At 57.7% G+C, this 26131-nt stretch carries 24 protein-coding genes; 9 read left to right on the plus strand and 15 right to left on the minus strand.

The annotated features are described in order from the left end of the window. Positions 1-2 precede the first annotated feature (2 nt). The gene (locus U6G28_01440) at positions 3-1445 is read right to left on the minus strand and encodes a L,D-transpeptidase family protein (GenBank protein ID WRS30383.1); all 1443 of its coding nucleotides are present in this window, start codon (positions 1443-1445) and stop codon (positions 3-5) included. A gap of 131 nt (positions 1446-1576) precedes the next feature. Here U6G28_01440 and U6G28_01445 point away from each other — a divergent pair, with 131 nt between their 5' ends. Genes U6G28_01445 through U6G28_01455 form a run of 3 tightly spaced genes read left to right on the plus strand, consistent with a single transcriptional unit; the run spans position 1577 to position 4132 of the window. Next, complete coding sequence (locus U6G28_01445) at positions 1577-2806, plus strand: AMP-binding protein (protein ID WRS30384.1); 1230 nt, start codon at positions 1577-1579, stop codon at positions 2804-2806. 8 nt (positions 2807-2814) lie between these two features. After that, complete coding sequence (locus tag U6G28_01450) at positions 2815-3723, plus strand: 1,4-dihydroxy-2-naphthoate polyprenyltransferase (GenBank protein WRS30385.1); 909 nt, start codon at positions 2815-2817, stop codon at positions 3721-3723. A 25-nt stretch (positions 3724-3748) separates the two neighbouring features. After that, positions 3749-4132, plus strand: a complete 384-nt coding sequence (locus U6G28_01455; protein ID WRS30386.1) for a PLD nuclease N-terminal domain-containing protein — start codon at positions 3749-3751, stop codon at positions 4130-4132. A 219-nt stretch (positions 4133-4351) separates the two neighbouring features. On the opposite strand, the gene U6G28_01460 is transcribed toward U6G28_01455, so the two are convergent. The 3 genes from U6G28_01460 to U6G28_01470 form a co-directional block, all read right to left on the minus strand. Then, positions 4352-5020, minus strand: a complete 669-nt coding sequence (locus U6G28_01460) for a histidine phosphatase family protein (GenBank protein ID WRS30387.1) — start codon at positions 5018-5020, stop codon at positions 4352-4354. 4 nt (positions 5021-5024) lie between these two features. Then, entirely contained in the window at positions 5025-6350 is a 1326-nt protein-coding gene (locus U6G28_01465) for an aspartate kinase (protein WRS30388.1), read from the minus strand. Between the two features lie 77 nt (positions 6351-6427). Beyond that, positions 6428-7147, minus strand: coding sequence for a copper homeostasis protein CutC (locus U6G28_01470; protein WRS30389.1), 720 nt, complete (start codon positions 7145-7147; stop codon positions 6428-6430). A 62-nt stretch (positions 7148-7209) separates the two neighbouring features. On the opposite strand from U6G28_01470, the gene U6G28_01475 reads away from it, so the two are divergent. Further along, the gene (locus U6G28_01475) at positions 7210-8058 is read left to right on the plus strand and encodes a hypothetical protein (GenBank protein WRS30390.1); all 849 of its coding nucleotides are present in this window, start codon (positions 7210-7212) and stop codon (positions 8056-8058) included. An 85-nt stretch (positions 8059-8143) separates the two neighbouring features. Beyond that, positions 8144-10762 carry a hypothetical protein gene (locus U6G28_01480; GenBank protein ID WRS30391.1) on the plus strand — a complete coding sequence of 873 codons (2619 nt, stop codon included), beginning with the start codon at positions 8144-8146 and terminating at the stop codon, positions 10760-10762. A gap of 92 nt (positions 10763-10854) precedes the next feature. Here U6G28_01480 and U6G28_01485 read toward each other — a convergent pair whose 3' ends face one another. Both U6G28_01485 and U6G28_01490 read right to left on the minus strand, forming a co-directional pair. Beyond that, a complete protein-coding gene (locus U6G28_01485; GenBank protein WRS30392.1) occupies positions 10855-10953 on the minus strand; it encodes an AURKAIP1/COX24 domain-containing protein in 99 nt (32 codons plus the stop codon). 123 nt (positions 10954-11076) lie between these two features. Next, positions 11077-11286, minus strand: a complete 210-nt coding sequence (locus U6G28_01490; protein WRS30393.1) for a helix-turn-helix domain-containing protein — start codon at positions 11284-11286, stop codon at positions 11077-11079. A gap of 335 nt (positions 11287-11621) precedes the next feature. On the opposite strand from U6G28_01490, the gene U6G28_01495 reads away from it, so the two are divergent. The 4 genes from U6G28_01495 to disA all read left to right on the plus strand — a co-directional run bounded on the left by U6G28_01495 (position 11622) and on the right by disA (position 16345). Next, positions 11622-13019, plus strand: a complete 1398-nt coding sequence (locus U6G28_01495; protein WRS30394.1) for a potassium transporter TrkG — start codon at positions 11622-11624, stop codon at positions 13017-13019. A 19-nt stretch (positions 13020-13038) separates the two neighbouring features. Next, positions 13039-13707: a TrkA family potassium uptake protein gene (locus U6G28_01500; protein WRS30395.1), complete on the plus strand. Its 669-nt coding sequence runs from the start codon at positions 13039-13041 to the stop codon at positions 13705-13707. A 34-nt stretch (positions 13708-13741) separates the two neighbouring features. Then, on the plus strand, positions 13742-15133 hold the full coding sequence (radA, locus tag U6G28_01505) for a DNA repair protein RadA (protein ID WRS30396.1): 1392 nt from the start codon (positions 13742-13744) through the stop codon (positions 15131-15133). A gap of 147 nt (positions 15134-15280) precedes the next feature. Beyond that, a complete protein-coding gene (disA, locus tag U6G28_01510) occupies positions 15281-16345 on the plus strand; it encodes a DNA integrity scanning diadenylate cyclase DisA (protein ID WRS30397.1) in 1065 nt (354 codons plus the stop codon). 95 nt (positions 16346-16440) lie between these two features. Here the strand turns inward: disA and U6G28_01515 are convergent, their stop codons facing one another. From U6G28_01515 to U6G28_01555, 9 genes are all read right to left on the minus strand, one after another. Beyond that, positions 16441-17040 carry a hypothetical protein gene (locus tag U6G28_01515; GenBank protein ID WRS30398.1) on the minus strand — a complete coding sequence of 200 codons (600 nt, stop codon included), beginning with the start codon at positions 17038-17040 and terminating at the stop codon, positions 16441-16443. Positions 17041-17049: 9 nt separating this feature from the next. Continuing rightward, positions 17050-17589 carry a DUF3180 family protein gene (locus U6G28_01520; GenBank protein ID WRS30399.1) on the minus strand — a complete coding sequence of 180 codons (540 nt, stop codon included), beginning with the start codon at positions 17587-17589 and terminating at the stop codon, positions 17050-17052. Beyond that, positions 17586-19235 (minus strand): 2-amino-4-hydroxy-6-hydroxymethyldihydropteridine diphosphokinase, encoded by a 1650-nt coding sequence (folK, locus tag U6G28_01525; protein ID WRS30400.1) that lies wholly within the window; start codon positions 19233-19235, stop codon positions 17586-17588. The genes U6G28_01520 and folK overlap by 4 nt, the downstream gene beginning before the upstream one ends. Positions 19236-19263: 28 nt before the next feature. After that, complete coding sequence (gene folP, locus U6G28_01530) at positions 19264-20085, minus strand: dihydropteroate synthase (GenBank protein ID WRS30401.1); 822 nt, start codon at positions 20083-20085, stop codon at positions 19264-19266. Positions 20086-20099: 14 nt separating this feature from the next. Then, positions 20100-20660 (minus strand): GTP cyclohydrolase I FolE, encoded by a 561-nt coding sequence (folE, locus tag U6G28_01535; protein ID WRS30402.1) that lies wholly within the window; start codon positions 20658-20660, stop codon positions 20100-20102. Further along, positions 20657-22681: an ATP-dependent zinc metalloprotease FtsH gene (gene ftsH / locus U6G28_01540; GenBank protein ID WRS30403.1), complete on the minus strand. Its 2025-nt coding sequence runs from the start codon at positions 22679-22681 to the stop codon at positions 20657-20659. The genes folE and ftsH overlap by 4 nt, the downstream gene beginning before the upstream one ends. Continuing rightward, on the minus strand, positions 22682-23248 hold the full coding sequence (hpt, locus tag U6G28_01545; GenBank protein WRS31172.1) for a hypoxanthine phosphoribosyltransferase: 567 nt from the start codon (positions 23246-23248) through the stop codon (positions 22682-22684). It lies immediately after the preceding gene. Between the two features lie 312 nt (positions 23249-23560). Then, positions 23561-24670, minus strand: coding sequence for a tRNA lysidine(34) synthetase TilS (tilS, locus tag U6G28_01550; GenBank protein ID WRS30404.1), 1110 nt, complete (start codon positions 24668-24670; stop codon positions 23561-23563). Next, positions 24670-26043, minus strand: a complete 1374-nt coding sequence (locus U6G28_01555; GenBank protein WRS30405.1) for a D-alanyl-D-alanine carboxypeptidase — start codon at positions 26041-26043, stop codon at positions 24670-24672. Before U6G28_01555 ends, tilS begins: the two co-directional genes overlap by 1 nt. Positions 26044-26131 lie beyond the last annotated feature (88 nt).

The following is a 26131-nucleotide window of genomic DNA, read 5'->3' on the forward strand; positions in this document are numbered from 1 at the left end:
CACTAGTAGTGAACGACGACCTTGTTACCTATGCTGGCCCAGTCATATAGTTCCTTGGCCTGCATTGCAGGAATGTTCACGCAACCGTGAGATCCACCCTCACCGGGCTCGAATCCAAATGCGCTGCGCCACGGCGCTCCGTGAACCGCGTAGTTCCCGTCGTAGTACAGAACCCAGGGAACGTCCTTGGTCAGATACTTTGACCCGTCCGGGTTGGTTCCCCTCATGTCCTGGAGCGGAATCTTCGCATAGATCGCGAAACTACCGGGAAGTGTTGGCGTCGTTGGCGCTCCGTGAGCAGTCGGAATCTGCATCACGGGAGTGGCACCCTCGTACGCGGTAACTGTGTAAGTTGAGAGGCTGATATCAATCCAACGTTCGCCGGGCGCGGCCTGGTATGACAGACTCTCAGCGCCGGGGGCGATTAGCCTTTGTTCGAAAGTCGGCTCGGTAAGCGTGTACTCAAAATCAGCTGTATACGGCGTCTCAGTCTTGAAGGCGTCGAGTATTCCCACCGTAATCTTGTCGACGTTGTTCACCTCGCGTCCCTGCTGACCCTCATTGGCGACAGCGAGGACTTTCCCATCAGAGTTGACGTTCTGAACTCCTGGAACAGGCTCAGCCTTGGTCGCATCAGCGAGCTTGTTCACCCACTTGGTCACCTCGGCCTTATCAACCACCGGCTCAAGCGTTCCGTCCTCGGGCTCAAACTTGATCCAGGAAGCGATGTCTTCTGGCTCAGGCCATTCAGTCCAGAGTTCCGCATCAGTGACTTTGACCGACATCTGAGTCCACTGATTAGCCTTTTCAGCCGCCGTCTGAGCAATCTCGGTCGTCAGAGTCGGCTCTACCAGCGAAGAAGTTGCGGTGACAGTCGCATCGCCAAGAGTCGATGCCGCGGCGAGCAGTTCTTCTCCGAGCGCGTTCGCATCAACGACGTTGCCCTCCGAGGAGGCACTGACGACAAACATCTTTGAATCGTTGTCAAAGTGCACGGCTGCATCAACCGGTTCAGACTCGCCCGAGAACTCGATGGAGTCAGCGTAGCTTTCGAGCTTTGCTTGGTCCGCGACGACTACCGGCTCTACGTCGTTGCTACCGAAGAGTCCACGAACTCGATCAGCGAATCCTTCATTGTTGTGGAATACCTGGTCGACGGTAGCGTCGACATCAACCAATACCCCCGCTTGCTCGAAGTCAACCGGGGTCACGTCCCCATTTGGTCCCTCGATCTCTACCTTCTGTTGATCTATCAGCCCCTGCAGCGTGTCCATGACCTGCTCGCGACTTTGTCCACCGACATCGTGCCCAGCGATCGTTGATCCGGGGAGAGCATGCGCACCGAAGTACGCGAGAGTACCGGCTACGACACCGCCGAGCAACACAAATAGAGCCACTACCCCGGCAATGACCTTGCTTTTAGTCGACGCAAACAGATTCTTCATCACTTGCAATATTAACGAAGCTATGTGCAGATTGGCAGTGCCGTACCGGTTATCCGGGTTACAAATTGTCTTCGATCAAGCCGGGATTTCAACGGTTTTGTGGGCGGCAACTCAGATATGGAGAGGGACGAGTGCAGACAGAGGAAAAGAACTCAACTCCCGAGACATATTTTCTTTCGGCCCCCCGCGAACAGAGTCACCTAGACGAGTTCATAAGCGCGCTGCAGAGGTGGCAAAGTGGTCAAATGCCCGGCTACCTGGTGATCGTCCCAGAAGACGCCGATGAGGAACCGGTTAGGGAACTAATCCGGCAACTTCCCGTTTCGCCGGCCGATGCTCATCTGGTGCTTCCGACCTCGGGGTCGACCGGTCTCGCACCCACCCTGGTGGTTCTTTCACAGCGGGCCCTGGGCGCCTCGGCCCGTGCCACCGAGGCGGCACTCGAAGGGCCCGGCATGTGGGTTCTTTCTCTTCCACTGCAGCACATCGCCGGGATTCAAGTGGTGCTGCGCTCCCTGACGTCCGGACGCGCGCCATTGGTCACCGATACGTGGCCCAAGTTCTCTCCTGACTCGCTGGCACGAGCCGTAAATCGATGTGAAAACTCGGTACCGCTCTACACATCGCTGGTCTCACCACAGCTTGTTTCGTTGCTTCAGAACTCTCACGCAACAAGGGAGTGCCGACGCTTCAGCACCATTCTTCTGGGCGGAGGGCGAATTGACGTTGATCTTCTCGCCCGGGCGCGCGACGCTGGGCTGAACGTAACCACCACCTATGGGATGACCGAGACCTGTGGTGGTTGCGTCTACAACGGCATCCCGCTTGAGAACACTCAAATTGCCATAGAGGAGGACACCGAACGGGTCCTAATTGCGTCGGATGCTCTCATGGACGACTACCTCAGATCGCCCTCGTTCGAGACGGAAACGCACTGGGTTGAACGCGCCGCTATCAAATACTTCCGGACGCCCGATGTCGGCACTATCGACGCCGAGGGGAGGCTGCGCATAACCGGCAGAACTGATGACATCGTCAACAGCGGCGGAGTAAAGGTCGTGCTTGGTCCGATCCAGGATGCGCTTTCGAACATCCCCGGGGTTCACGACTGCGCGATCTGTGCGATTGACGATCCAGTCTGGGGGCAGACTGTCGCTGCGTTAGTGGTACAGCGTGAACAAGGTCGTGATCCCCTGGCGCTACGCAACTCAGTGGCCGAAACGCTGGGGACCCCTTATGCTCCCCGCGTGATCGTCTACGCGGACACCATTCCTCGAACCGCTCTTGGGAAGGTTCGAACCACAGAGGTTAAGGCCGCAGTCGAAGACGCGATTAGGTCCGGCTCAGCCTGGAAGCGTTGAATATACCCGTGACAACTTTCAAAGACTGGGTAGAAGGGGCCCGCCTTCGTACCCTTCCAGCGGCGATTGGCCCGGTTATTCTAGGGGCAGGAGCCGCCCTCCACCTGGAGAGTTTCTCCCTTCCCAGGACCACACTGGCCCTAGTGACCGCTCTTGCTCTGCAGGTCGGCGTGAACTATTCCAATGACTACTCAGACGGAGTTCGCGGATCGGATGCCGATCGCGTCGGCCCTCCCCGTCTAACCGGTGGAGGACTCGCCAAGCCAAGCCATGTTCTTTTTGCGGCGCTGGGGTGCTTTGCTCTCGCCGGCCTATCGGGGCTTGCCCTCATCGTCGTCTCACACCTGTGGTGGCTACTACTTCTAGGAATACTCGCCGTTCTTGCTGCCTGGTTCTACACCGGCGGTAAGAAGCCCTATGGGTACGCCGGGATTGGGCTCTCCGAACTACTTGTCTTCATTTTCTTCGGACTCTTTGCGACGGTCGGGACAACGTATGTCCAGGCATACTCCGCGCCTTGGTGGCTGTGGGTCGCTGCAAGCGGCATCGGCCTGGCCTCCGTAACGCTTCTTATGGTAAACAACGTCCGAGACATGGAAGGGGACGCAAGGGTTGGTAAGAAGACCATAGCGGTGAGGCTTGGACCGCGCGCTGCCCGGCTCTCTGTTCCAACAATGCTTGGCACATCTTCAATCCTTGCCGGTATCGCAACACTGGGTACAGGAAATGGACCGCTCTGGTCGGTCGGGGTCTTCCTCGTTACCGGGCTGTGCGCGGCGACTGTCGCGGCTCCGGTCATGCGGGGAAGCACCGGAGGCGATCTGCTACCGACACTTCGAAACGCGGGACTTTATGCACTGGCCTACGGACTGGTTCTTGGCGCCGTGTTCGCTATCGGGGCATCGGGCGCTCTATAGCGTTGCCTACGCCTATCCTTGAAGCATGGCACGCCTGTTACTAGTCCTCTTGGCCATCGCGCTGACCGTCTTCGCGGTTGCGGACTGGGCGACGCGCTCTAGCGAATGGACACCCGGACGAGTAAACCGTTGGCTGTGGCTTGCCGTCATCGTTCTACTACCCGTAATCGGCCCACTGGTTTGGATCATTATTGGACTGGTAACTCGCGCCGAAGCAGACAGGATGCCGGCGAGTTCCGCCCCGGTCAATCTGCCACCTGATGACAATCCTGAAGCCATTTCAGATGTGGCGAATAGGATCGTGCGACGCCAGAAGCGTACGAAACCTGAGCCGCCCCCGCACATTCGGGACACCGTGACCGACGAGGAACACTCAGAAGACGAGTCTGACGCCGACAAAGAAAGCTAGTGCGCCGCGCCGCGAATTCGTTTCCAAGATCGCGTGCAGGGTCGATGTAGCGCAAGTCAGACGAAGGTGCCACTAAGAGGTGTCGGCTCTACGCGTGAGACGGGGAGAGATCTAGGGTGAAATCGGCCAAGTAGTCGAAGCGGTCGGCTCTACGCGTGAGACGGGGAGGGACCTTGCAGTGCAGAACGCTAGTAAAACGCTTGACCAAGTGGCCTAACGCTATTTCTTTATCTCTGCTTCCGAGGTACCTGGAACCATGTCCTGAGCCCTCTTCAGAAGTTCTTTTGCCGGCTCGTTGTAGTACCAGCCGACCAGCGTGTTTCCCTCGAATACCAACGAGGAGAGTGATGCGAGCGAGCACCGTCTACTGAGCGGATTGTGCGAGAGCGGTTTTCTGTCGAGGAACCTCTGAACCATGACGATCGGTGACTGGTGGGAAACCAGCAGAGCTTCGTGGCCGCGTGCTTCCTCAAGTGCGCTACTGATCGCAGAGCTCATGCGGCTGAGAACCTGACCGTAAGGTTCACCCCACGATGGGCGATTCGGATGAGCGTATAGCTTCCAGTTGCGCGGATAGGCCAGGATCAGCCGATTCTTGTTAATCTGCTGGCCCTCAAAGGCATTTCCGACCTCTACCAGTCGGGGATCTGTCTCGACCGGTAGATCATACGCAAGCGCGGTCGGGGTTGCAGTCAGTTGTGCACGAAGCAGAGGGGAAGCGATGACGTGGGTAATATCGCTACCTTGATCAACTAGGAAGTCAGCGACAACCTGGGCCATTTCTTCGCCCAGTGGGGTCAGGCCGTAGCCGGGCAATCGACCGTAGAGAACACCTTCGGGATTGTTTACTTCGCCGTGCCGCAGTAGGTGAATGGTCGTCGTCTCCATGGGGCTATCCTCGCACGGTCTCTAGCGTCCCGTGCAGAGCCCGCACGGCATCTTCGAACCTTGAGTCCTCAACGCCGACAATGATGCTCAACTCGGAAGCACCTTGGGAGATCATCCGAATATTCACTCCCGCTTCGGCGAGCGAAGAGAAGATTCGCGCCGCGATGCCAGGACTTTGGATCATACCTCGACCGACGATCGCGATCAGAGACATTCCGGGCGAGACACTGATTGAATCGGGCTGACAGTAAATCCGTAACTCCGCCAGAATCTTGCTCAGATTGAATCGGATTGCCTCGCTACGAACAATCGCTGAAACCGTGTCGATTCCAGAAGGAACATGGAGGATCGAGACGCCGTTAGTTTCGAAGACAGAAACCAGCTTTCGCAAGAAGCCTTCTTCCTCGTTCATCAGAGTCTTGTCGAGGGTAATGACCGTGAAGTCTCGCATCCCGGCAATTCCGGTGACCGTGACGAACTGTCGCCGTGCGTCATCCGCAACGATGAGCGTTCCCGCGTCCTCACTGCGGTCAGTGTTTCTGATCTGAATCGGAATGCCCTTTTCGCGAACCGGAAAAATCGCCTCCTCGTGAAGAACCGAAGCTCCCATGTACGACAGCTCGCGCAGTTCCTTGTACGTAACCACCTCAATGGGCTTTGCTTCTGGGACGATTCGCGGATCAACCTGGAGGAACCCAGATACATCGGTCCAGTTCTCGTACAGATCCGCCCGCACGCCACGGGCCACGATGGCCCCCGTAACATCAGAGCCTCCGCGCGAGAAGGTGTGTATCTCGCCGCTGTCATCGGCTCCGTAGAAACCTGGGATGACAGCTTGCGGCAGCTCCTCAAGCCTGCTGCGCAGAATCTTCATCGTTCTCTTCTGTTCGTACTCCCCGGCGTTGCTGAAGCGAATCACGTCGGCCGCATCAACGAACTGGAATCCCAGATATTCGGCAAGCAGTTTTCCGTTTAGGTACTCGCCGCGACTAGCAACGTAGTCGACGCTTGCTCCTGCAGCAATGCGTGCACGAATTTCATCGAGATCATCTTCGATTCTGACAGACAGTCCGAGTTCGTCGCGTATCGAGGCGTACCGCTCGATCACCAGGGCGTAAACCTCGCCTGGATCGATGTTGTGCTCTGCCAACTGGTGACACATCAGCAGTAGGTCTGTGACCTTGTGATCGTCGGAAGTTCGCTTACCCGGTGCCGAGGGAACCACGTAGCGGCGAGAGGGATCAGACTCAATAATCTCTTTGACGCTGCGGAAATGCTCGGCGTTTGAGAGAGAGCTCCCTCCGAACTTCGCGACGATTAGCCGGGACATGGGTCTCCAATCAGATCTTCTGCTACACCCGGCACGGTAGAACCAGATGGCTTGTCCAAGGTTAGTTTTTGGACCGGCTACGCATATGGGGCGCCCGAGGGATGGGCGAACAGTGCTCGGATAATTCCGACGACTGCCCGAACCTCGTCCAGTGGAACTTCCCCGTCCGGAACACGGAAGTGAACGTCGGTGAGCTTCCCTCGAGCCACAACGTCGGCAGCATTGTGTCGACGGATCCCGCCCGAGCCGATGATAGTTATTCGTCCGTCCGCTACTTCCCGCAGGTGCGCAAGACCAACCGGATCAGCCGTCCCCTTTGAACCACCGGTTGTAAGGACCGCGTCATAACCCAGGTCAATCAGTTCCAAAAGAGCCGCGCTCTGGTCACTTACCTCATCAAAAGCTCGGTGGAAGACCAGGTAACGATGTCCGGCCGCACGCCGCCAATCCCTAGCAGCAGCCGTGTTCACTCGCCCATTCTTCAGCGCTCCAACCACAAAACCCACCTCTGGACCCGCAGCGGTGATGGCGGCGCCGAGACGCTCTATGTAGCGTGTCTGCGCCCGAACCTGCTCATCGGTGAGTTCAAACGACGTTGGATTTTCGCGTACCAGGACACGCAACCCTCCTTTTGGCGCATACCTCAGGGCTTCGAGTACAACCTCCAGGCTCGGGGTTAGACCACCGGTGTGTAGGTCTCGACCGATTTCTGCCCGGTCGGCTCCGCTGTCTCGGGCCAGACGCACACCCTCACTGGTTTCAACGCACAACTCAATGGAAACTGAACCGGTGACCACGGCGGTCCTCCTATCGCAGAGTAGATATGAACAGGCTACCTTTGGAGGGCAAAGGAGGCGACGTGGGTCGAGTTAGTAATCAACTAAAAGGTGTCGTGGAGGAAGCTCGTGAGTCCTCTTCTATTTCGTGGCCGCGTGTGATTGCAACGGCGTTGGCCGCAGTGACGATGGCGGTGCTCTCCACTCGTCTCAGTTCCATTTTCAGCGCGCTGATGCTTACGGCAGTTATTTCTATTGGTTCCGCTCTTGCTGCCGAGTTCTACCGCCTGGTCATCACAGTGACAACCGAGGGAACTAAGAAGGTCATTGTCCCGGCGATCCTGGAGCAGGAAGATGAACCGGGGGAGGCGGACAGCGACGGTAAAACTGAAGCAGATGGCAATGACTCCGCCGAGAAGAACCCAGAATCGGCGGAGGAAGTCGAGACCACGACAGAACCCGAGGCGAGGCAGGCTAAGAGACACGCACACCTAAGCAATCAGGTGGTTCTGCTCTCGCTGATTTTCGGGCTGGTTTCGCTGCTGACCATCGGGGTGTCCTACGCAGTCGCCAGGGCTCAGGGCGGGGATGTCTACAGCACGACGGTTGAAACTCATCCAGTTCAAGAGCTAACCCAGGAACAGCTGGACTCATTGGTTGATCTGGCCACGCAGGCGAGCCAGGAGGGCGTTCCCGACTATCAGGAGTTGAATGATGCACTAACGGCACTACAGGAGGAAAACGCGGCGCTGAAACTCACCATCGAAGACCTGAGCACTCAAAATACTGAAACCCTCTCGGAACTCACGAAGTTGCAGACCGAGATCACGCAGTTACAGGAGCAGATTGAGGCACTCGTCGCGGACCAGCAAACTCCCACAGAGCCCGCCGCCCCCGAGGGCACCGACAGCACCGATACAGGATCGAGCTAGCTGTCTTCCACCTCTGACGGTGAATCATCCAGTTTCCAGATCGATATGCTTTAGGGCATAGAGTCGAACTGCCGATCGGAGAGTCATGTCAGCGCGCGCACTAACCGCAGACCTTGTTTCTAACGGGGAGACACCCCTGTCCACGGCGCAGTGGACCGTGAAGCTCGGAGACGGCGGTCTTGCTGACCCTGAGCTGCCGGAGCAGACAGTTGAGCTTCTAAAGACTCGCGGCATTCCTGCCACGGTTCCAGGCAACGTCTATGACTCGCTTCTGAGCGCGGGTCTGATTCCCGATCCTTTCATTGGTACGAACGAACACGATCTACACTGGATCGGACGCCAGGAATGGGTTTACTCAGCAAAGCTCCCAGATCATCCGGAATCCGATCACTACAATTTAGTCTTTTACGGCCTAGACACGATCGCAGAGGTCAGGCTCGGCGGAGTTGTCGTGGGAAGCACAAAGAACATGCATCGCACCTACGACTTTGACGTGACTGATGCGATTCTCGCTGGGGCAGAAGACATTGAAATCAGCTTCACCTCACCCTATTCCTTCACCGATAGGGTGTCTGAAGAGCTTGGCGTATACCCCGGATCATACGACGAGCCCTACAACCTAATTCGGAAAATGGCTTGTAACTACGGTTGGGACTGGGGACCAACAGTGGTCACCTCCGGCCCATGGCGGGATGGGGTCCTCCTTGGATGGGACAAAGCCAGGTTCGTCTCGACTCGGATTTCCGCCGGAGCTGAACTGCGTTCCTCGCTGACAGGAATCGGCACTGTTACGGTCCAGGGTCGAATCGAGGTTGACCCCCGGCTCTCCCCCACCAACTTCAAGGTACGAGTCTCAGTCTCGGGGGAAGAATCTTCTCCCGTCGATACAAACATGGAGATTTCTGCGGACGGTACATTTACCGCCGCTGTCTCGGTTAGTGATGCCCGAATCTGGTGGCCACACACCCTGGGTGATCAGCCCCTGTATGACGTGAACGTGGAGTTGGTTTCAAGTGAGGATCAGGTTCTGGACTCCCGGTTTGAGCGAGTTGGCTTCCGGACGGTCGAGTTGGTTAACGACCCGTGCCTCGAACCTGAAAAGGCCGCGCAAGAGGGTCGGTTTGGTCTGATCATCAACGGCCGCGATACTTTTGCGCGTGGCTGGAACTGGATTCCGAACGACCCGCTAGTGGACCGTGTGACGGAAGAAAGCTACAGGGCGCGTCTGATCGATGTACGTGACTCAGGAGCGGATTGGGTTCGGGTCTGGGGAGGAGGCATCTTTGAAGACGATGTCTTTTACGACATCTGTGATGAACTGGGCATCTTGGTGTGGCAAGACTTCCCGTTCGCGTGTGCCTCGTATCCCGAAACCCCTGAGTGGGAGGAAGAGGTACGCGCTGAGTCAGCAGACAATGTTGAGCGGTTGATGAGCCACCCGAGCCTAGGGGTTTGGAACGGGAACAATGAGAACTTCATGGGGTACGAATCCTGGGGTTGGAAGGATCAGCTTGGGGACCGCGGATGGGGCGCAAAGTACTACCTCGAGACTATTCCCGAGGTAGTCTCTACGGTCGATCCGACCCGTCCCTACTGGCCGGGAAGTCCATACTCGGGGGTGCCGGGTCAGATGGATGCCAACCCGAACTACGGAACGTGTCACTCGTGGGAGGTATGGAACCGTCAAGACTACGTTCACTACCTCGATTCCGACCCTACCTTCATGGCTGAGTTCGGCTGGCAATCTCCCCCGGCATGGTCGACTCTGGTTCGCGCGGTGGATGTCCCGGCTGGAGTAACCGAACTAGACCTTACTAGCCCCGAGGTGATGAACCACCAGAAGGCTATGGAAGGAATGGACAAGTTGGAACGCGGAGTGGTCGAGCACTTCGGATCTGAGGCCCTTTCGTCCACGGCAGCCTGGCACTATCTGACTCAGATTGTTCAAGCCAGAGCGATTGCTACGGGCGTTGGGCACTGGCGTTCTCTTTGGCCGCGTTGTCAAGGGGCCTTCATATGGCAGATTAACGACTGCTGGCCCGTGATCTCTTGGGCCGGCGTCGATGCCGATGGGCATCGAAAACCAATGTGGTACACCGCCAGGGCAATGTTTGCTGACCGAATGTTTACGCTCAAGGAGATTGAGGGCAGGCTTGTCGCTTTCCTGGTAAATCAAACCGACGAACCCTGGGAGACGAACCTCAGCGAACGGGTTGTGAACGTAGCGGGAAATACCATTCAGCAAGAAGACCGGGCGGTCAGTATCCCGGCTTCATCTGTAAAGACAATCGAGCTATCAGTGACGGTGAGCTCACCACGCCAAGAGGTAGCTGTAGTCGATGCCGAGGACCAGCGAGAAGTCTGGATTGGCGTGCCAGACTACGACTTCAGCTATCCACTTCCCACCTACGTGGGGCGGTTTGAGGCGGTTCCCAACGCCGATCAACCCGAGTTCACTCTCGACATCCACGCAGAATCATTGCTGCGGGAACTTATTCTGCAAGCCGACCGAATTCACCCAGCGCTGGTTGCGAGCTCGGAGGCAGTGACACTCCTGCCCGGTGAGAACCACAAGTGGGTCATAACCGTTCGTCCGGGAGCCACGGAAGAGGAAACAACAGACGCGATCATGGCACTTGAGGAAGCCGACTGGTCATTCCCGGTGCTCTCAAGCATCGGAGACGTGCTGGCAACGGAGGACTAGCCCAGCAACACCCGGCGTCCTGTAAGCCCGATTTGGGAATGCGAAAGGGGAGGCTCCGAGACGGAGCCCCCCTTTTCACTGCTGCTTAGGCGTCACTTCTTGTTGCGACGCTGGTGACGGGTTTTGCGTAGCATCTTGCGGTGCTTTTTCTTGGACATCCGCTTGCGACGCTTCTTAACCACTGAGCCCATGGGGGACCTCCCTCCAACGTCTTTCCGTGCTTCCCCGGAAAGCGATGGCACACCGGAGATGAAAACTTCGACGGTTTAGTTTATACCGCCCGCTTTAGGGGGTCGAAACTGAACTGGCCGCTATCAACCGTTTGCACTCAGTTGATCGCCGTCAGACCAGGATGAATCGAGCAGTGCACTCAGCGCGCTCTGAGGTACACGAAAGCTCTTCCCGACCCTGATCGCGGGTAGCTCACCCGCGTGGATAAGCCGATATACGGTCATTTTCGAGACCCGCATGAGTTCGGCCACCTCAGAGACAGTCAGGAAGCTTGGCGCGCCTTGAGCGTTCATGTTGAATCCCTCTACAACTTCGACTGTGACCGATAAAACGTTTCTCCGCACCCGGTTCGCACTTTCGGCCGGATTGGACTCTAGACTGAATCTTAGCCTACGCAGATCACCTTGTAGGCCCTGTTTTGCAAGGAGACTTTTCGGTGGTTCGAAGGGCACAACCCGGTGGGAAGACGCCTCGCTCGGCAGGCGGCTCTTCTCACTCACAGCACCCTAAACGCGGTGCCCCGACTTCGAAAGCGAACCGGCCGAAAGTTGTCTCATCTGCGGCAAGAGAGCATCGAAGCGTTACCCATTTTGCCGAATCCGAACCGCCTGCACTCAGACATCGCGGCGTGAATCCGGCGAGCTTGCGCCCGGGAGCAGCACGAAACCTAACAAGAGTCCAGTCGGTCGGAATGTGGCTAAACTCCGTAACTTTCCGCTATCCGGCCCGTTTGACCATGGTGATCTTCCTCATCCTCATCCTACTGACCACCGGGGCACTGATGCTGCCTGGCGCTTCAAGGACCCCGGGAAGTACCGATCTGGTCGACGCTTTCTTTACTGCGGTATCAGCAGTATGCGTAACCGGGCTGACCGTCGTTGATACCTCATTGCATTGGACATTCTTCGGCCAGACCATCATCGCCACCGGAATTGCGCTCGGTGGCCTGGGAGTCATGACGATGGCATCGCTGCTGGCCCTGGTGGTTTCGAGGCGTCTTGGTCTAACGCAGAAACTACTAAGCGTCCAGGACACGAGAGGTCGGCTGTCGGACACGGGAACACTGGTGATTGGGGTAATCGTAACCACACTGGTCGCCGAGTTGGTCTTATTCCTTGTCATCCTGCCCTCGTTCTTAGAAACAGGACATGACCCCGCAAGTGCCACGTGGCACGCACTGTTTATTGCCATATCCTCGTTCAACAACGCCGGATTCGTCTCGATGCACGAGGGACTGGACGCCTACGTCGGTAACTGGTTTGTTCTGGTCCCGATAATGCTCGCAGCGGCTGTCGGAGCAGTTGGGTTTCCTGTGATCACCGATCTGCGTCGAAACTGGAGAAAGCCGTCCGGGTGGTCCCTTCACACGAAGATGACTCTGACGACCTACTTTGCGCTGGCGGTCGTCACCGGAGTAATTGTTGCCGCTCTAGAGTGGAACAACTCCCAGACCCTCGGAGCACTCCCCGTATCAGACCGCGCCCTCAACTCTTTCGTTTTGGCGATAACTCCGAGGTCTCCAGGAATGACGGCGATCAACGTGGGCGAAATGACGCAGGCCTCGTGGTTACTAACCGATATTTCCATGTTCATCGGAGGCGGGTCCGGGTCACATGCTGGCGGCATCAAAGTCACGACATTCGCCGTAGTGATGATGGCAGCCTGGGCCGAGGCAACGGGTCGTAAGGATATCGAGGCTTTCCATCGCCGCATTCCTCACGAGACCCTGCGTCAAGCGGTAGCTGTCTTACTGGCGGCGGTTACTCTGGTCTTGGTCGTAGCAGCGGCGCTGTTGATCATCACGCCCTTCACCTTGGACCAGGTGTTGTTCGAAGTGATCTCGGCCTTCGGAACAGTCGGTCTAAGCACTGGAATTACGCCACATCTACCCGCGGCGGGGAAAGTTCTGCTGTCATTCCTAATGGTCGTCGGAAGGGTCGGTCCCATGACCATGGCCACCGCGCTTGCCCTACGCCAAGAAAACAGGGTGGTACGAATGCCAAGTGAACGCCCGATTGTGGGCTAGTCGAGAATAGGAGAGGCAAATGGCTGATCGGGACAAGAACCGGGGCACGCTGGTTGTCGGTATGGGCCGTTTTGGGGCCGCAGTTGCTCTTACTCTCGAGCGACTCGGATTTGAGGTCCTCGCAATGGAGAAGAATCGGAGTACCGTCCAGCATTACACCGGGGTTCTTCCACTTGTCGAGGGCGATGCCACCGACCCTGAAGCACTAGAGCAGGTAGGAGCCGCTGACTTCAGTTCGGCGGTTGTCGGTGTCGGCACCTCACTTGAGTCATCGGTGCTTATCACTGCGAACCTGGTGGATGCAGGGGTCAAGTCGATCTGGGCGAAAGCGACTTCCCGAGAACACGGGAGAATCCTGCGCCGAATCGGAGCGCACCACGTCGTCTATCCAGAGTATGACGCGGGGATGAGGACGGCACATCTGGTCGGCGGAGAACTTCTGGACTACATCGAAATGGACCAGGAGGAGTTTGTCGTTGCAAAGATGCGACCTCCGCGAGTACTGAACGGTTTCACGCTTGCCGAGTCCCAGGTGGAATCTAAACACGACATCAGGGTTATCGGTACGTTGCGCCCTGGCAAACCATTCAGGTATGCAGATGCTGAAACCCGGATTGATGAGGGCGATATTCTGATTGTCTCGGGAACCTCACGTGCCGTCATCCAGTTCTCGGAGTTGCCCAGATAACCCATTTGTCGGAGGCAACGAGTACCCTTCCAGCATGGCAAAACCGAGAACAGTTCACATATGCTCAGAGTGCGGATGGGAGTCTCCGAAGTGGGTGGGCCAGTGCCGTGAGTGTGGAGCCTGGGGAACCCTCGAGGAATCGGTGTCGGTTCCTCTGGCAAGCGGCGGCAACAGTAGCTCCATTCCTAAGGCTGCCGCTAAACCGGGTCCGATCATCAGTCTCGACCGCGTCCAGGTTGAAGAAGCCCCAGCTACCGCGACAGGGATTGGCGAGTTCGATCGAGTGCTCGGGGGCGGCGTCGTGCCCGGTTCGGTCATCTTGCTGGCGGGAGAACCCGGAGTCGGCAAGTCCACACTTCTGCTAGATGTTGCAGCCCGTTTTGCTCGACGTGCCGAAGTCGGCGGGTTTGGTCCGGTGTTGTACGTGACCGGCGAAGAATCGATTTCGCAGGTGAAACGTCGTGCCGAGCGGATCGGTGCACTCTCACCTTCCCTGTTACTGGCTTCCGAGACTGACGTCGCCAACACGCTGTGGCACTTTGAGCAGACTCAGCCCTCGCTATTGATTGTCGACTCCGTACAAACTATGACGACCTCTGCGATTGACAGTGGTGCCGGATCGGTTGCTCAGGTCAAGGCAGTGGCTAGCCTGGTAATACAAGAGGCGAAAAGATCCAGTGTGCCAACCATTCTGGTTGGACACGTGACCAAGGACGGTTCGATCGCCGGACCACGCACACTTGAGCATCTGGTGGACGTCGTGTGTCAGTTTGAGGGCGACCGCGGAACCCCACTGCGCCTACTTCGAGCCGCAAAAAACCGATACGGTGCAACAGATGAGGTGGGGTGTTTCCTTCTTGGCGACAGCGGGATTGAGGAGGTTACTGACCCCTCGCGCCTATTCACCTCCGGAACCCGAGGTGAAGCACCGGGAAGCTGTGTGACCGTAAGCTTGGACGGACACAGACCACTGCTCACCGAGCTCCAAGCCCTAGTCGCCCCTGGAACGGGTGGCAGTCCCCGTCGAGCAACGTCCGGGCTGGACTCATCCCGTATTGCAATGATTCTTGCGGTTATCCAGTCCCATTTGGGGATGGACCTGTCGAATCGAGAGGTTTATGTCTCGACGGTAGGGGGCGCAAAAACCACCGAACCCGCTGTGGATCTGGCGGTTGCCATCGCAATCTGCTCCGCCGTGCGGGGCAAGGCACCTCTCGTCGGCACGGTAGCAATCGGAGAAGTCGGCCTAACCAGCGAGATTAGGGGGTGCTCGGGGATAGAACGTCGGCTGCTAGAAGCCGCACGACTGGGGTGGAAACGGGCACTGATACCCGCGAGCCAAATGGTCGACCTCAAGATGCCTGAATCTATCGACGTAGTTGGCGTCACCGATCTGAAAGACGCGCTCCGTCACGTGCTTTCATAGTGATCGTGGCCGAAACGATACACCCACGCGAACACCCGTCTCTTCTTCCTCCGTAAACTCTTTAGGGGAAGCGGCAGGTCTACCATTTGTGAGCCGCTGGCTGGATTATTCTGGATAGACCTCTTGTAGAACAAGGAGTATCAGAAGTTGAGTGTGGAAGAACGGGAACTTCGTCGAGCGCTACAACAGATCGCGCCCGGAACAGAACTCCGCGAAGGACTTGAGCGAATCCAACGATCTCACACAGGAGCACTCATTGTGCTCGGATACAACCCGGAAGTTGAGGCAATCTGTTCCGGAGGTTTCACCGTGGACGTTGATCTGTCCGCACCCCGTCTTCGCGAACTCGCCAAGATGGACGGCGCAGTCGTCATTGATACCGAAGCCTGGATGATTCGAAAAGCTAATGTTCAGCTACTTCCCGACGCATCGATTCCCACAGACGAGTCCGGCATGCGACACCGTACCGCTCAGCGCACGGCCCGCCAGGTAAACGTCCCCATTTTGTCTCTTTCGGCCTCAATGTCGGCTATTTCTATCTATGTCGGCGATATCCACCACACGGTCGAAGAACCGGAAGCGCTGTTGTCTAAAGCCAACCAGGCGGTAGACACGCTGGACCGATACATCGAGCGTCTTGACGAGGTTCTTTCCTCGTTATCCATTTTTGAGATCCGAGACTCGGTTTCTGTACGCGACGTTGCAACCGTTGTTCAGCGTATGGAGATGATCCGCCGAATCACGTCCGAGATCAACGGCTATCTTGACGAACTCGGCGCTGAGGGACGATTGCTGGCACTCCAGGTCGATGACCTGTTGAGAGGAGCCGCATCAGAGCGCGCCCTGGTGCTGCGCGACTACATCGCTAACCCAGAGAACCTTGATGAGGTTGAATCCAAACTTTCGAACCTTTCGGCAGAATCTCTGGTTGACCTAACCCAGATTGCGGAGATCCTTGGCGCTCCGGTATTCGATCCAGCCGATCTTGATGAGTCGATCAGTCCGCGCGGAATCCGCGCTCTGGCAATGGTTCCCCGACTACCCTGGCGTTCGATTCAGCAGATTTCCGAGAAATGGGGGACCCTCACAGAGCTTCGAGCACTGAAGCCCGAGGATCTTCAATCGATCGACGGTGTTGGAGCCTACCGCGCGCGAATGATCGTAGAACACCTTGGAGAACGCGCCAACGCGGCGCAAAGTACCAACTGGTAAGGCCCTCGACGGTGTTGGAGCCTACCGCGCGCGAATGATCGTAGAACACCTTGGAGAACGCGCCAACGCGGCGCAAAGTACCAACTGGTAACGCCCTATTCTATGGTCAGGTTCGCAGCGATCTTGGATTCGCCACCGAATACCGAGTATCGAAGCTCATAGGTTCCTTTTGCGGCGTTCATGCTCGCTCCGTCATCACCGGTGGTGGCCACTTCGCAGTCCACGTATGCTTTGCCATCCCAAGACAGGGTTCGTGACCAGGGATGATCCGGAGCAAGAAGTAACGGCATCTCACTAAGGACCGATGAGCATGCAACGGGTGTCCAGACTGAATCGCCCCCGAGCTGGGCGCTTACCGAAACATCACCCGGGGTCATGGTACAGGCCTCGCCTCGGACGTTTTCGATCGACATAACGACATCGATCCCCTCACCCTGGGCGATGGTCGTGGCCCCCGGAATCAGGCTGACGCTGACATCTTCCTCGCCGCACGACTCGTACGTTACGGGCTGCAAAGTCGTGAGTTCGGTGTTCTTCTGATGCTCGGACTTGAAATAGTCGCCGACCCAAATCACGGCCTTGAATACCAAGAACACCAGGCCCGCTAGCAGCGCCAACAGGATCAGAGTAGAAACGATGCGCCTGACCCACGGGGTCTTCCGCTTCCGTCTATTCGGTGTTGCTCTGCTACTCACACAGCTACGTTAGCGGCCATGGTTTCCAATGTGGCTTTGCCTCGCGGAAGCAACGTCGGACGCGCGCCTACCGCGACCGGCCGAGTTCCTGGTTCGATTCTCATCAGACCCGTCAGAACTGTCGTCTACGCACCATCGCTCAACCACGATGGCGCACACCGCGGCGATTAGCGCCATCGACCCTGCGGCTAATGCGCTCCAGCCCGACTGTGCCATCATCGGAGCCCACGACCGCATTAGTCCCACTGCCGCGATACCGAGCAAGACTCCGGACGAGGTAGCGCACACCGGAGCAGAAGCGCGCGCAAAAAGTGCGGTACGCCCCGCCATGACGGGAGTCATCCAAGTCTTCGTTCTGCGTTTCATCCGGCGAACGCCAATTCCAAAGACAATTAGGAATACTGCGACCAGAAGGAATAGCAGGGCCAGCCAGGGCGTTATTAGGAGTGGGTGGGCCCCTACCTGAACCAGGATTTCCTGAAGCAGAAATCCTGCGGCGAGACCCGCCACGCCAAGTCCCACCTGCGTCCAGACAGACAGCGGCTTCATCTGCGTCGTTGCCCAGATCCCCCAGCGATTGGGATGCTCCCAGTCGGGGTAGGGCGGACGGTAACTCGACGACCCGTTGGGGTGGAACCAGTTGTGCTCGGAGCTGTGTGTGCTGACTCGTCAACCACCTTCGGGCTCCGACTATTTGCGGCAGCGCGCCAATCGGGCAGGCGACCCTGTACCGCGTGCGAAGCCTGAACTGGCGTTCCCTGTACTGGAGTCCCTGTGGAAGGTTCCGCCACAGGCGTTCGCCGCGCAGGCTTTTCTATTGCGGACTCGTCCACTTGAGCGGCCACAGGTCCGGGTGGTGCTGGCGGGGCAGGTTCCACAACTTCTTTCTCGAGCAGCCTTTTAAAGATTGGATCATGGTCTATCGGAGCAAGATGGAGTCTTTCCCCGCGGACCGTAACACTCGGTAGGTCAAGTTGTGCCGTCAGTCGTTCCTTTTTTGGACGCTCATTGAGCTGACGCTCGGTTCCCGAAGCGATCCGCCCATCGTCATCAAGCCAGTTTTCCCTGACCGAGAGCAGTCCCGAACGATCCGGTGCGAGTGCCAATAGTTGGCTCACCTCACCGAATCCGGGAAGTCTGTCCTTCGGAGCAATTGCGGCCCAGGGGAACAGAACAAATGCGCGCTCGTGGGCACGAGGGTGCGGAAGTATGAGGTCACGGGAGTTAATCCTCATTTGGTCCAGACTGACGATGTCGATGTCGAGGGTTCGCGCCGCCCAGCGGCGCTCTCTCACACGCCCAAATTCCGCCTCGATACGATTAACTTCCTGCAATAGCACCGGAGGCGGAAGAACTGTTCTTCCGATGACGACCGTATTCAGGTAGTCCGGCTGCGGGAGAGCTCCCGGTTCCAAGACTGGAAGTGTGCGGACCACCGGGCCGACAAGTGAAACTTCGAAACCCGGAGTAGACCGGAGTGCAGCGACGGCGTCCGCCAGGGTCTGGAGCGAAGCTCCCTTGTTAGAACCGAGTGAAAGCACGGCTCGATAAATGGGCGATCCATCGGTGAAGGATCGGGGAATCAGTGCCGCGCCGGTGAGTGGACTTTGGGATCGCGTAAATGACCTCGTGGGAGCAGGCTCTGGTTCGCCGCGTCGCCGGCTCAGTTCGGCGCGCGTTGGGAACGGAGACTTCACGGGCACAGCCGACCTCTGCGGAACCGTTGACGGCCGCTTCTCAATCTTGGCGATCTGAGCCGGAGGATTGTCCGCTTCCCAAGTCCTGGTCTCGCATGCAGGCCTGGAGGTCTCCTTCGGAGCCCGATCATCCTGACTTCTGGTAACCGTCACTGAAACGTCTTCGAACTGGTGACGAACCGGAGCCATCGGTTTATGGACCGTGACCTCTACGCTGTGAACCAACGGGAAAGTCAGGGCCATCGCCGCGAGTTTGTTCGCAAGGGTCTCTAGCAGGTAGACGGGAGTGCCACTAAGAATCGCTACCGCTTTCTCAGCTAGCTGCGAGTAATCAACGGTGTAAGCAACATCGTCCGTGAGCGCTGCCTGACGAGAATCAACGTGGAGCTTCAGATCCGCAGAGAAAACCTGTGAGCCGTGTCGCTCAAAATCGTATACCCCGTGACTTCCCACGGCGCTTAAGCCGCGCAGGGCAATAACATCCCTGTGATCACTCACCGCGACTCCTCCCTCTTTCGCCCTCGGACTATTTTGAGAGCTCCTGAATCAGTCTCACGTTTGGTCCGACCGAGTGCACTCGGACCATCCACGCCCCACTGCTTACGCAGGACCTAGTGACGTCCAGGGTTCCCTGTTCAAGCTCATTCCCGTATCTCTCAGCAATGAACCGCTTACGCGAGGCTCCGACTAACACCGGAAACCCGGTAGAAACGAAATCATCTAGTGATTCAACAATTCGCCACGAGTCGGCTCCCCCTAGTGCAAATCCTAACCCGGGGTCAACCACGACGCGTGTAGGTTGTAGGCCCGAGTCGAGGACTGCCTCCACCTGGACCATCGTTTCCCGAATCAACTCTGAGGTAACGTCGCCGTACTTCGTGTCGAGTAGTGGATCGGAGGGGAAGCCGCGCCAATGTTGCACCACCATTGCAGCATCGTATTCCGCGCAGACTCGGGCAATGCCAGAATCGAGGCTACCGCCCGAAACGTCATTTATCAGCACCGCCCCCAGTTCAAGTCCTCTTTTGGCAGTTTCGGAATGGACCGTGTCGATTGAGACTGCGATCCCCTCTCGAACCAGGTTACGAACTACAGGACCGATGCGTTCCCATTCCTCATCCGCGGAAACTCGACGGGCACCCGGTCTCGTCGATTCGCCCCCCACGTCGATGATCGCCGCACCCTCAGCCGACATTTGGACTCCGTGTGCGGTAGCGGCCGTTTCGGAGTGCCAGAATCCACCGTCTGAGAAAGAATCTGGTGTCACGTTTAGTATTCCCATGACCTGAGTGGTGTCGCCACCCAAAGTCCTCCCGCGGGAGATGACAGCCGGAACCCCAATCGCCATTTTCCCTACCTACGCTAGCTACGAACCAGGGATAGGACTTCTTGTTTGCGAGCGGACTCCGCCAGTGTCCCTCGGAACGTGCTTGTCATTGTGACGGGATGTTCCTTGTGAACACCCCGCATGGTCATACACATGTGTTCGGCTTCGACGATCACGCCCACTCCCAGCGGCGTTAGGGTCGACTCAATCGCGGAAGCAATCTGGCCCGTGAGTCGTTCTTGGACCTGTGGTCTACGAGCATAGCCATCGACACATCGGGCGAGTTTAGACAGACCGGTAATGCGCCCATTCGCCGGCAGGTAGGCCACGTGAACCCTGCCGAAAAAGGGCAATAGGTGATGTTCACACATGGAGTAGAAGGTGATGTCCTTTAGGATCACCAGTTCATCGGTATCAACGTGGAAGGTCTTCTTCAGGTGCTCACTCGGATCTTCGTGCAAACCGCTGAAGATCTCCGCAAAACTCCGAGCAACCCGGTCGGGGGTCTCAACAAGCCCCTCCCGCATGGGATCCTCGCCAATCGCGGAAAGAATCTCGCCTGTCGCCGAGCGGACCGCGCTAGCGTCGTAGCTCACGGCGCCTCCGTCTGAAGTTCTTCTGGCACCGGAGCGGCGGGGTCCACCGCCTTGGCCGGAACCTGCTTCGGGTCACCGAGCACGGCTCCGGGGATCGCACCTTCGCTGCCGTAGTTCCACACCGCGCGCTTTGGTTGCTTCTTTATGTCCTTAAAGACCTCTTTCAGGGCTTTCTCGTCGAGAGTTTCCTCTTCAAGCAGACGCAAGGCAAGGTTATCGAGGATCTCACGGTTCTCGGTAAGAATCGTCCACGCTTCGCGCACGGCTCCGTCAAGTAGACCTCTTATCTGCTCGTCGATTCGAGTAGCGAGGTGATCAGACATCGGGGCATCCTGTCCGCGGCCCATTTCACGACCGACGAACGGATCAGTGTCTTTTGAACCAAGCTTGACCGTACCAACCGCGTCGGTCATCCCGTAGTCAGTCACCATTGCGCGCGCGGTGGCTGTCGCTTTCTCGATATCGTTCGAGGCACCGGTCGAAGGATCGCGGAAGACGACCTCCTCAGCGACCCTGCCGCCCATCGCGTATACCAAATCATCGAGAAGCTGGTTGCGAGTCTTTGAGTATCGGTCTTCACTAGGCATGACCATCGTGTATCCAAGTGCCCGCCCGCGCGGAAGAATGGTCACTTTGGTGACGGGATCTGTGTACTGTAGCGCAGCCGCGCACAGAGCATGTCCCCCCTCGTGATACGCGGTCACCGCCTTGTCGTGCTCGTTCATTACGCGAGTTCGCTTCTGAGGACCTGCGATGACACGGTCAACTGCCTCGTCAATGGCTCTGTTATCGATTAAATCCGCATCGGAACGGGCAGTCAGCAGGGCAGCCTCGTTCAAGACGTTTGCCAAATCTGCTCCGGTGAAGCCAGGGGTTCGCTTTGCTATCTGCTTTAGGTCGACGTCGGGGGTTAGTGGTTTCCCCTTGGCGTGAACCTCAAGAATCTTGTGTCGGCCCTTCATGTCGGGGGCCTCAACGGCGATTTGCCGATCAAATCGCCCTGGACGCAGCAACGCCGGATCGAGGATGTCGGGACGGTTCGTGGCCGCAATCATGATGACGTTGGTACGCTCGTCAAAACCATCCAGCTCAACCAGCATCTGGTTCAGCGTCTGCTCCCGCTCATCGTTGCCGCCACCGATTCCCGATCCACGATGACGTCCGATCGCATCGATTTCGTCGACAAAAATGATGGCGGGGGCGGCTTTGCGTGCCTTCTCGAACAGATCACGGACACGCGAGGCGCCGACGCCAACATAGAGCTCCATGAACTCTGAACCGGAGATCGAGAAGAAGGGAACCTTAGCTTCGCCAGCAACTGCCTTGGCGAGGAGCGTCTTGCCCGTGCCGGGAGGACCGTAGAGAAGAACACCCTTGGGGATCTTGGCACCGACAGAAGTGAACTTAGAGGGTTCAACCAGGAACTCGCGGATTTCGTCGAGTTCCTCAACGGCCTCGTCCTCACCGGCCACGTCCGCGAAGGTGACCTGCGGGTTTTCCTCGTTGAACTGTTTTGCCTTCGATGAGCTAAACCCACCCATCATCTTTGAGCCAGCCGTGCGTGACATCAGCCACCAGAAACCACCGAGCAATAACATCATCGGAATCAGCAACTGAAGCATCGATCCGAGAACGCTTGGTTGGGGATACAGGGCGTTGTACCCCTCGGCCGGCACAGCCTTGTCTAGAAGATCGAGAACCTGCTCGGACTGAGTTCGAGCATAGGTGAATGAGACGTTGCGCCCGAGTTCTTTCTCGGGGTCCATGGGACCCGTACTCGCGTGTGTGTACGGCTCGGCTAGTGTCAGATTGACCTGCTGACTTCCGTCGTTGACGATCGCGCTGGTGATCTTCTCTTCTCGAAGAATGTCCAGGCCTTCTGAGGTGATCACGGTCGCTGGCTGGAACATCCTCCAGACCATCCAGGTGATTATCAGAAGCGCCAGTAACGGCACAACAATGAACGGCCAGGTCTTGCTGCCTTCACCCTTGGTCGACTTCTTGGTCTTTTCTTCGCTCACTTACTCGCCGTCCTCGGACTCGTACACATGGCGCGCCAACGTGCCAACGAAGGGAAGGTTTCGATAGGCCTCGGCGTAGTCTAGGCCGTAGCCGATAACGAACTCATTGGGAATGTCGAAACCCAGGTACTTCACCTCGACCGGAACCTTAACGGCATCGGGCTTGCGAAGTAGCGTCATCACCTCCACCGAACTTGCCCCCCTCGCCTCAAGGTTCTCCTTGAGCCAGGAAAGGGTCAGTCCCGAGTCCAGAATGTCCTCGACAATCAGGACATTGCGTCCGTGAACGTCGGAGTCCAGATCCTTAAGGATTCGGACGACACCGGAAGACTTCGTGCCCGAGCCATAACTGGAAACTGCCATCCAGTCGATCTCAACGATTCTGTGAAGCTTACGAGACAGGTCAACCATCAGCGGAGCAGCCCCCCGAAGAACGCCAACCAGCAGCAGATCTTCATCGCCGTAGTCCGCATCAATCTGCGCCGCTAACTCTGTGAGCCGCACGTCGATCTCTTCCTCGGTAAGGAGAACCTTCTCGAGATCTGCTCCCATGTCTTTCGCGTCCATACCCGTCCGTTCCCGTACAGCTTTGCGTATGCCTGTGACCAAACTAGATTGCCACATTTCATCGTAGGTGTATCCGTGAGATAGGTGTTTTCCACTCACCGCTAAACCAGTGCCGCGACAGCCGACTCGTTGTCGGGCGTCCCCCGACCAACAGCGGCGCATCGAGCTGCGTGAGACTAACCCTAGACTCTTGTCTGGCGTTCCAGTCACCAGTCCCCAGCTCCCGAGCGGACACAGCCCACACAGCCCGTGCCCCTAGGCTTAAGAAGTATTCTCACGACTGGCATTGGCGCGCTTCATCCGAGACGCCTTTCAGTCCGCTCTTCGTATCTGGAGGTTTCCGTCTGTCCTCGTTGCCACGAACCCTCCCGGTAGATCAACGATCCGTTGGTCACCCGCAGCGTTCTTTGCGCTATTCACCAGTTGTTCGAGCGACCTCACCTGGTGAAAGTTCAGCCCCGTAACTCGAGCAAGGGCGGCTACCCGCACCAGCACTCTTGTCTTCACTGCCCGAGGGAGAGACGCTAGCACATACAAAGGAATGGAACTCCCCTGTCCGTCGGCAATCAGATGCTCGCCGACAATGCTCTCAGCCCACTCTTCCAGTGCCGTATCGTCCTGCCGCGCCAACTCCGCCGTCCTTGCCAGAGCCGGAACTGGATCTTGACCCAGAGCTGCCGCGAGCGCCGGCAACACTGTTCCTCGTACTGCCGCACGAGGTAACGGTTCACCGGACTTCGTCTGCCACGGTCCGTCCATCCGGTTCGTTGGGTCCTCAACCACCTTCAGGGAGAGGGAACTGCAGAAAGCCTCCGTGTCACTACGGCGCACGGAAAGAAGGGGACGAACTCTAGCAATCCTTGGGTTCTCACCCAGCCGATCAAGGCCAAGCACCGGTTCCATGGCGGAGATTGAGCCGGCACCCGATCCCCGGGCGAGTCTTAGCAAGACAGTCTCTGCCTGGTCGTCCATCGTGTGACCGAGGAGGACATCGACCTGTTGCAGATCCGCGCCCCAGGACCTCGCCTCGGCTTCCAGCAGTTCATGGCGCACCGAACGAGCGGTCGCTTCCGGAGAGGCGACTCCCTGGTTGCAGCCCTGTTTCTCAACGGTAAGGACCTTTGCATTCGCAACACCAAGTCGATGCAGATACTCGACAACACTCCGGGCTTCTTCCGCCGATTCCCGCCTCATCGCGTGATCCACCACCAGCGCAGAGTATGGGATTTCCGCCCTTTCTGCTACGTCGGCTGCGGCCACGGTCAGCGCCAACGAATCGGCTCCGCCGGACACTCCAACCACAAATCCGTAGTCACCACCAAACTCGGTGTGGCGCTCAGACAAGACCTCGCGAACCGCCAGTGATACCCGGCGCGCCTTGCGAGGGGGACTCCCCCCGAGCAGATCAGATACCGTGCCCATCAGAGTGCAAACAGTCTTGTTAGGAACTCGTCAATCGTGGCTATGGTCCAAAGAGCCGCATCATCTACGACGTCATCCGAACCCACAGCCACGAAGAGATTGGCTCCCGATGAAGTCATCCCTATTCCGGAGAAAGTCGCTGATCTTCCTAGAAAACCTGTCTTGCCGGTGAGGTTCCCAAAGGTTGAGGGCTCATAGAGCCGGTAGGAAAGAGTCCCGTTCACCCCGGCAATGGGGAGCATCCTGGTTAGAGGCTTAGTGGCGCTGTTGTCGGCCAGTGATGCCTGCAGGACGCCGAGGAGCACCCTTGGTGGGACTCGCGACCCGGGATCAAGTCCTGAGCAATCCTTCATCACCATACCGGTGGTGTCTATGCCCGCCGAGGCAAGTGTATTCACGACGTTCTGGGTTGAAGAAGTAAAGTCCACCGGGTCAACTCCCGCCCCCGCCGCCGCCAACTCGCAGAATTGTTCCGCCATCGTGTTGTCAGACTCAAGCAGGAAGTAGCGAACCTGCTCCAGGATCGTGCTGGACTCGACCTCCGCAATGACGGTCACATCCTCGGGAGCCGAACCCGGAACCGCACCGCTGATGCTCATCCCCCGAGCTGTAAGCGCACTGCTAAGAGCATTGGCTGCCGTCTCTGTCGAGCTCGCGACAAATGCCCATTCCTTCGGGGCGACTCGTCCCGTGTCGATTGCAAACGGCGCCACGTCTCCCGCGTAGTCCTCTATCCCCGCAGCCGCCCACCCGGGCCAACGTGTCTGAGATCCAAAAAGCGTGTTCTGGTAATGCAGGGTGTAGGCCTGTCCGGTTGCCGAGAGAGCCGCGGTAACCTGATCCGCGATGTCCTCGATTCCTGCCCGACCGTAGGCGGCGTTCGGATCGCCGTGACCGAGCGCAAGCGTGAGGTCGCCTTCTCCCCAGAAATAGAGGTCGGTTCCCTTCTGAGATACACCGGTGGTCAACGTCGCATTTGGGTCCAGGTAGGTCAGCGCCGTGAACGCGGTAAGGACTTTCATATTCGAGGCGGGCGTGTGCGGAACATCAATCCCGGACTCGGCGATAACCTGCCCGTTCTCGGCGTTGACGACCGCCATCCAAGGGGTCCATGAATCCTTTGACGCCTCAACAACGGGCTTCCAAATCTCTTCAATCTGCGCGGCAGTAGGTGCGGGTCCATTTGAGTCGGACTCCTGAAGTCCTCTGGCCAGCTCGGTATCCTCGGCGACCGGCGGCTGGACTGGCGAGAGCGCTACTGCGGTCGGGGCAACTCCTCCCCAACTCTGGTGCAGTCCGACAAACCAGAGCGTCACCAGTGCGCCAACCAGCGCGGTTGCGCATACAATCGCGATAAGGACCCGGCGTTGCATTCGGCTCTCCGTTTGGATGGGCGGTAACTGCTTTACTTTAGTTCAATGCGACCCCAAAGGCGGCGATGGGCACCAGGAGGGCAAAGAT

The organism is Actinomycetaceae bacterium MB13-C1-2, assembly GCA_035621235.1.
Lineage (GTDB): Bacteria > Actinomycetota > Actinomycetes > Actinomycetales > Actinomycetaceae > Scrofimicrobium.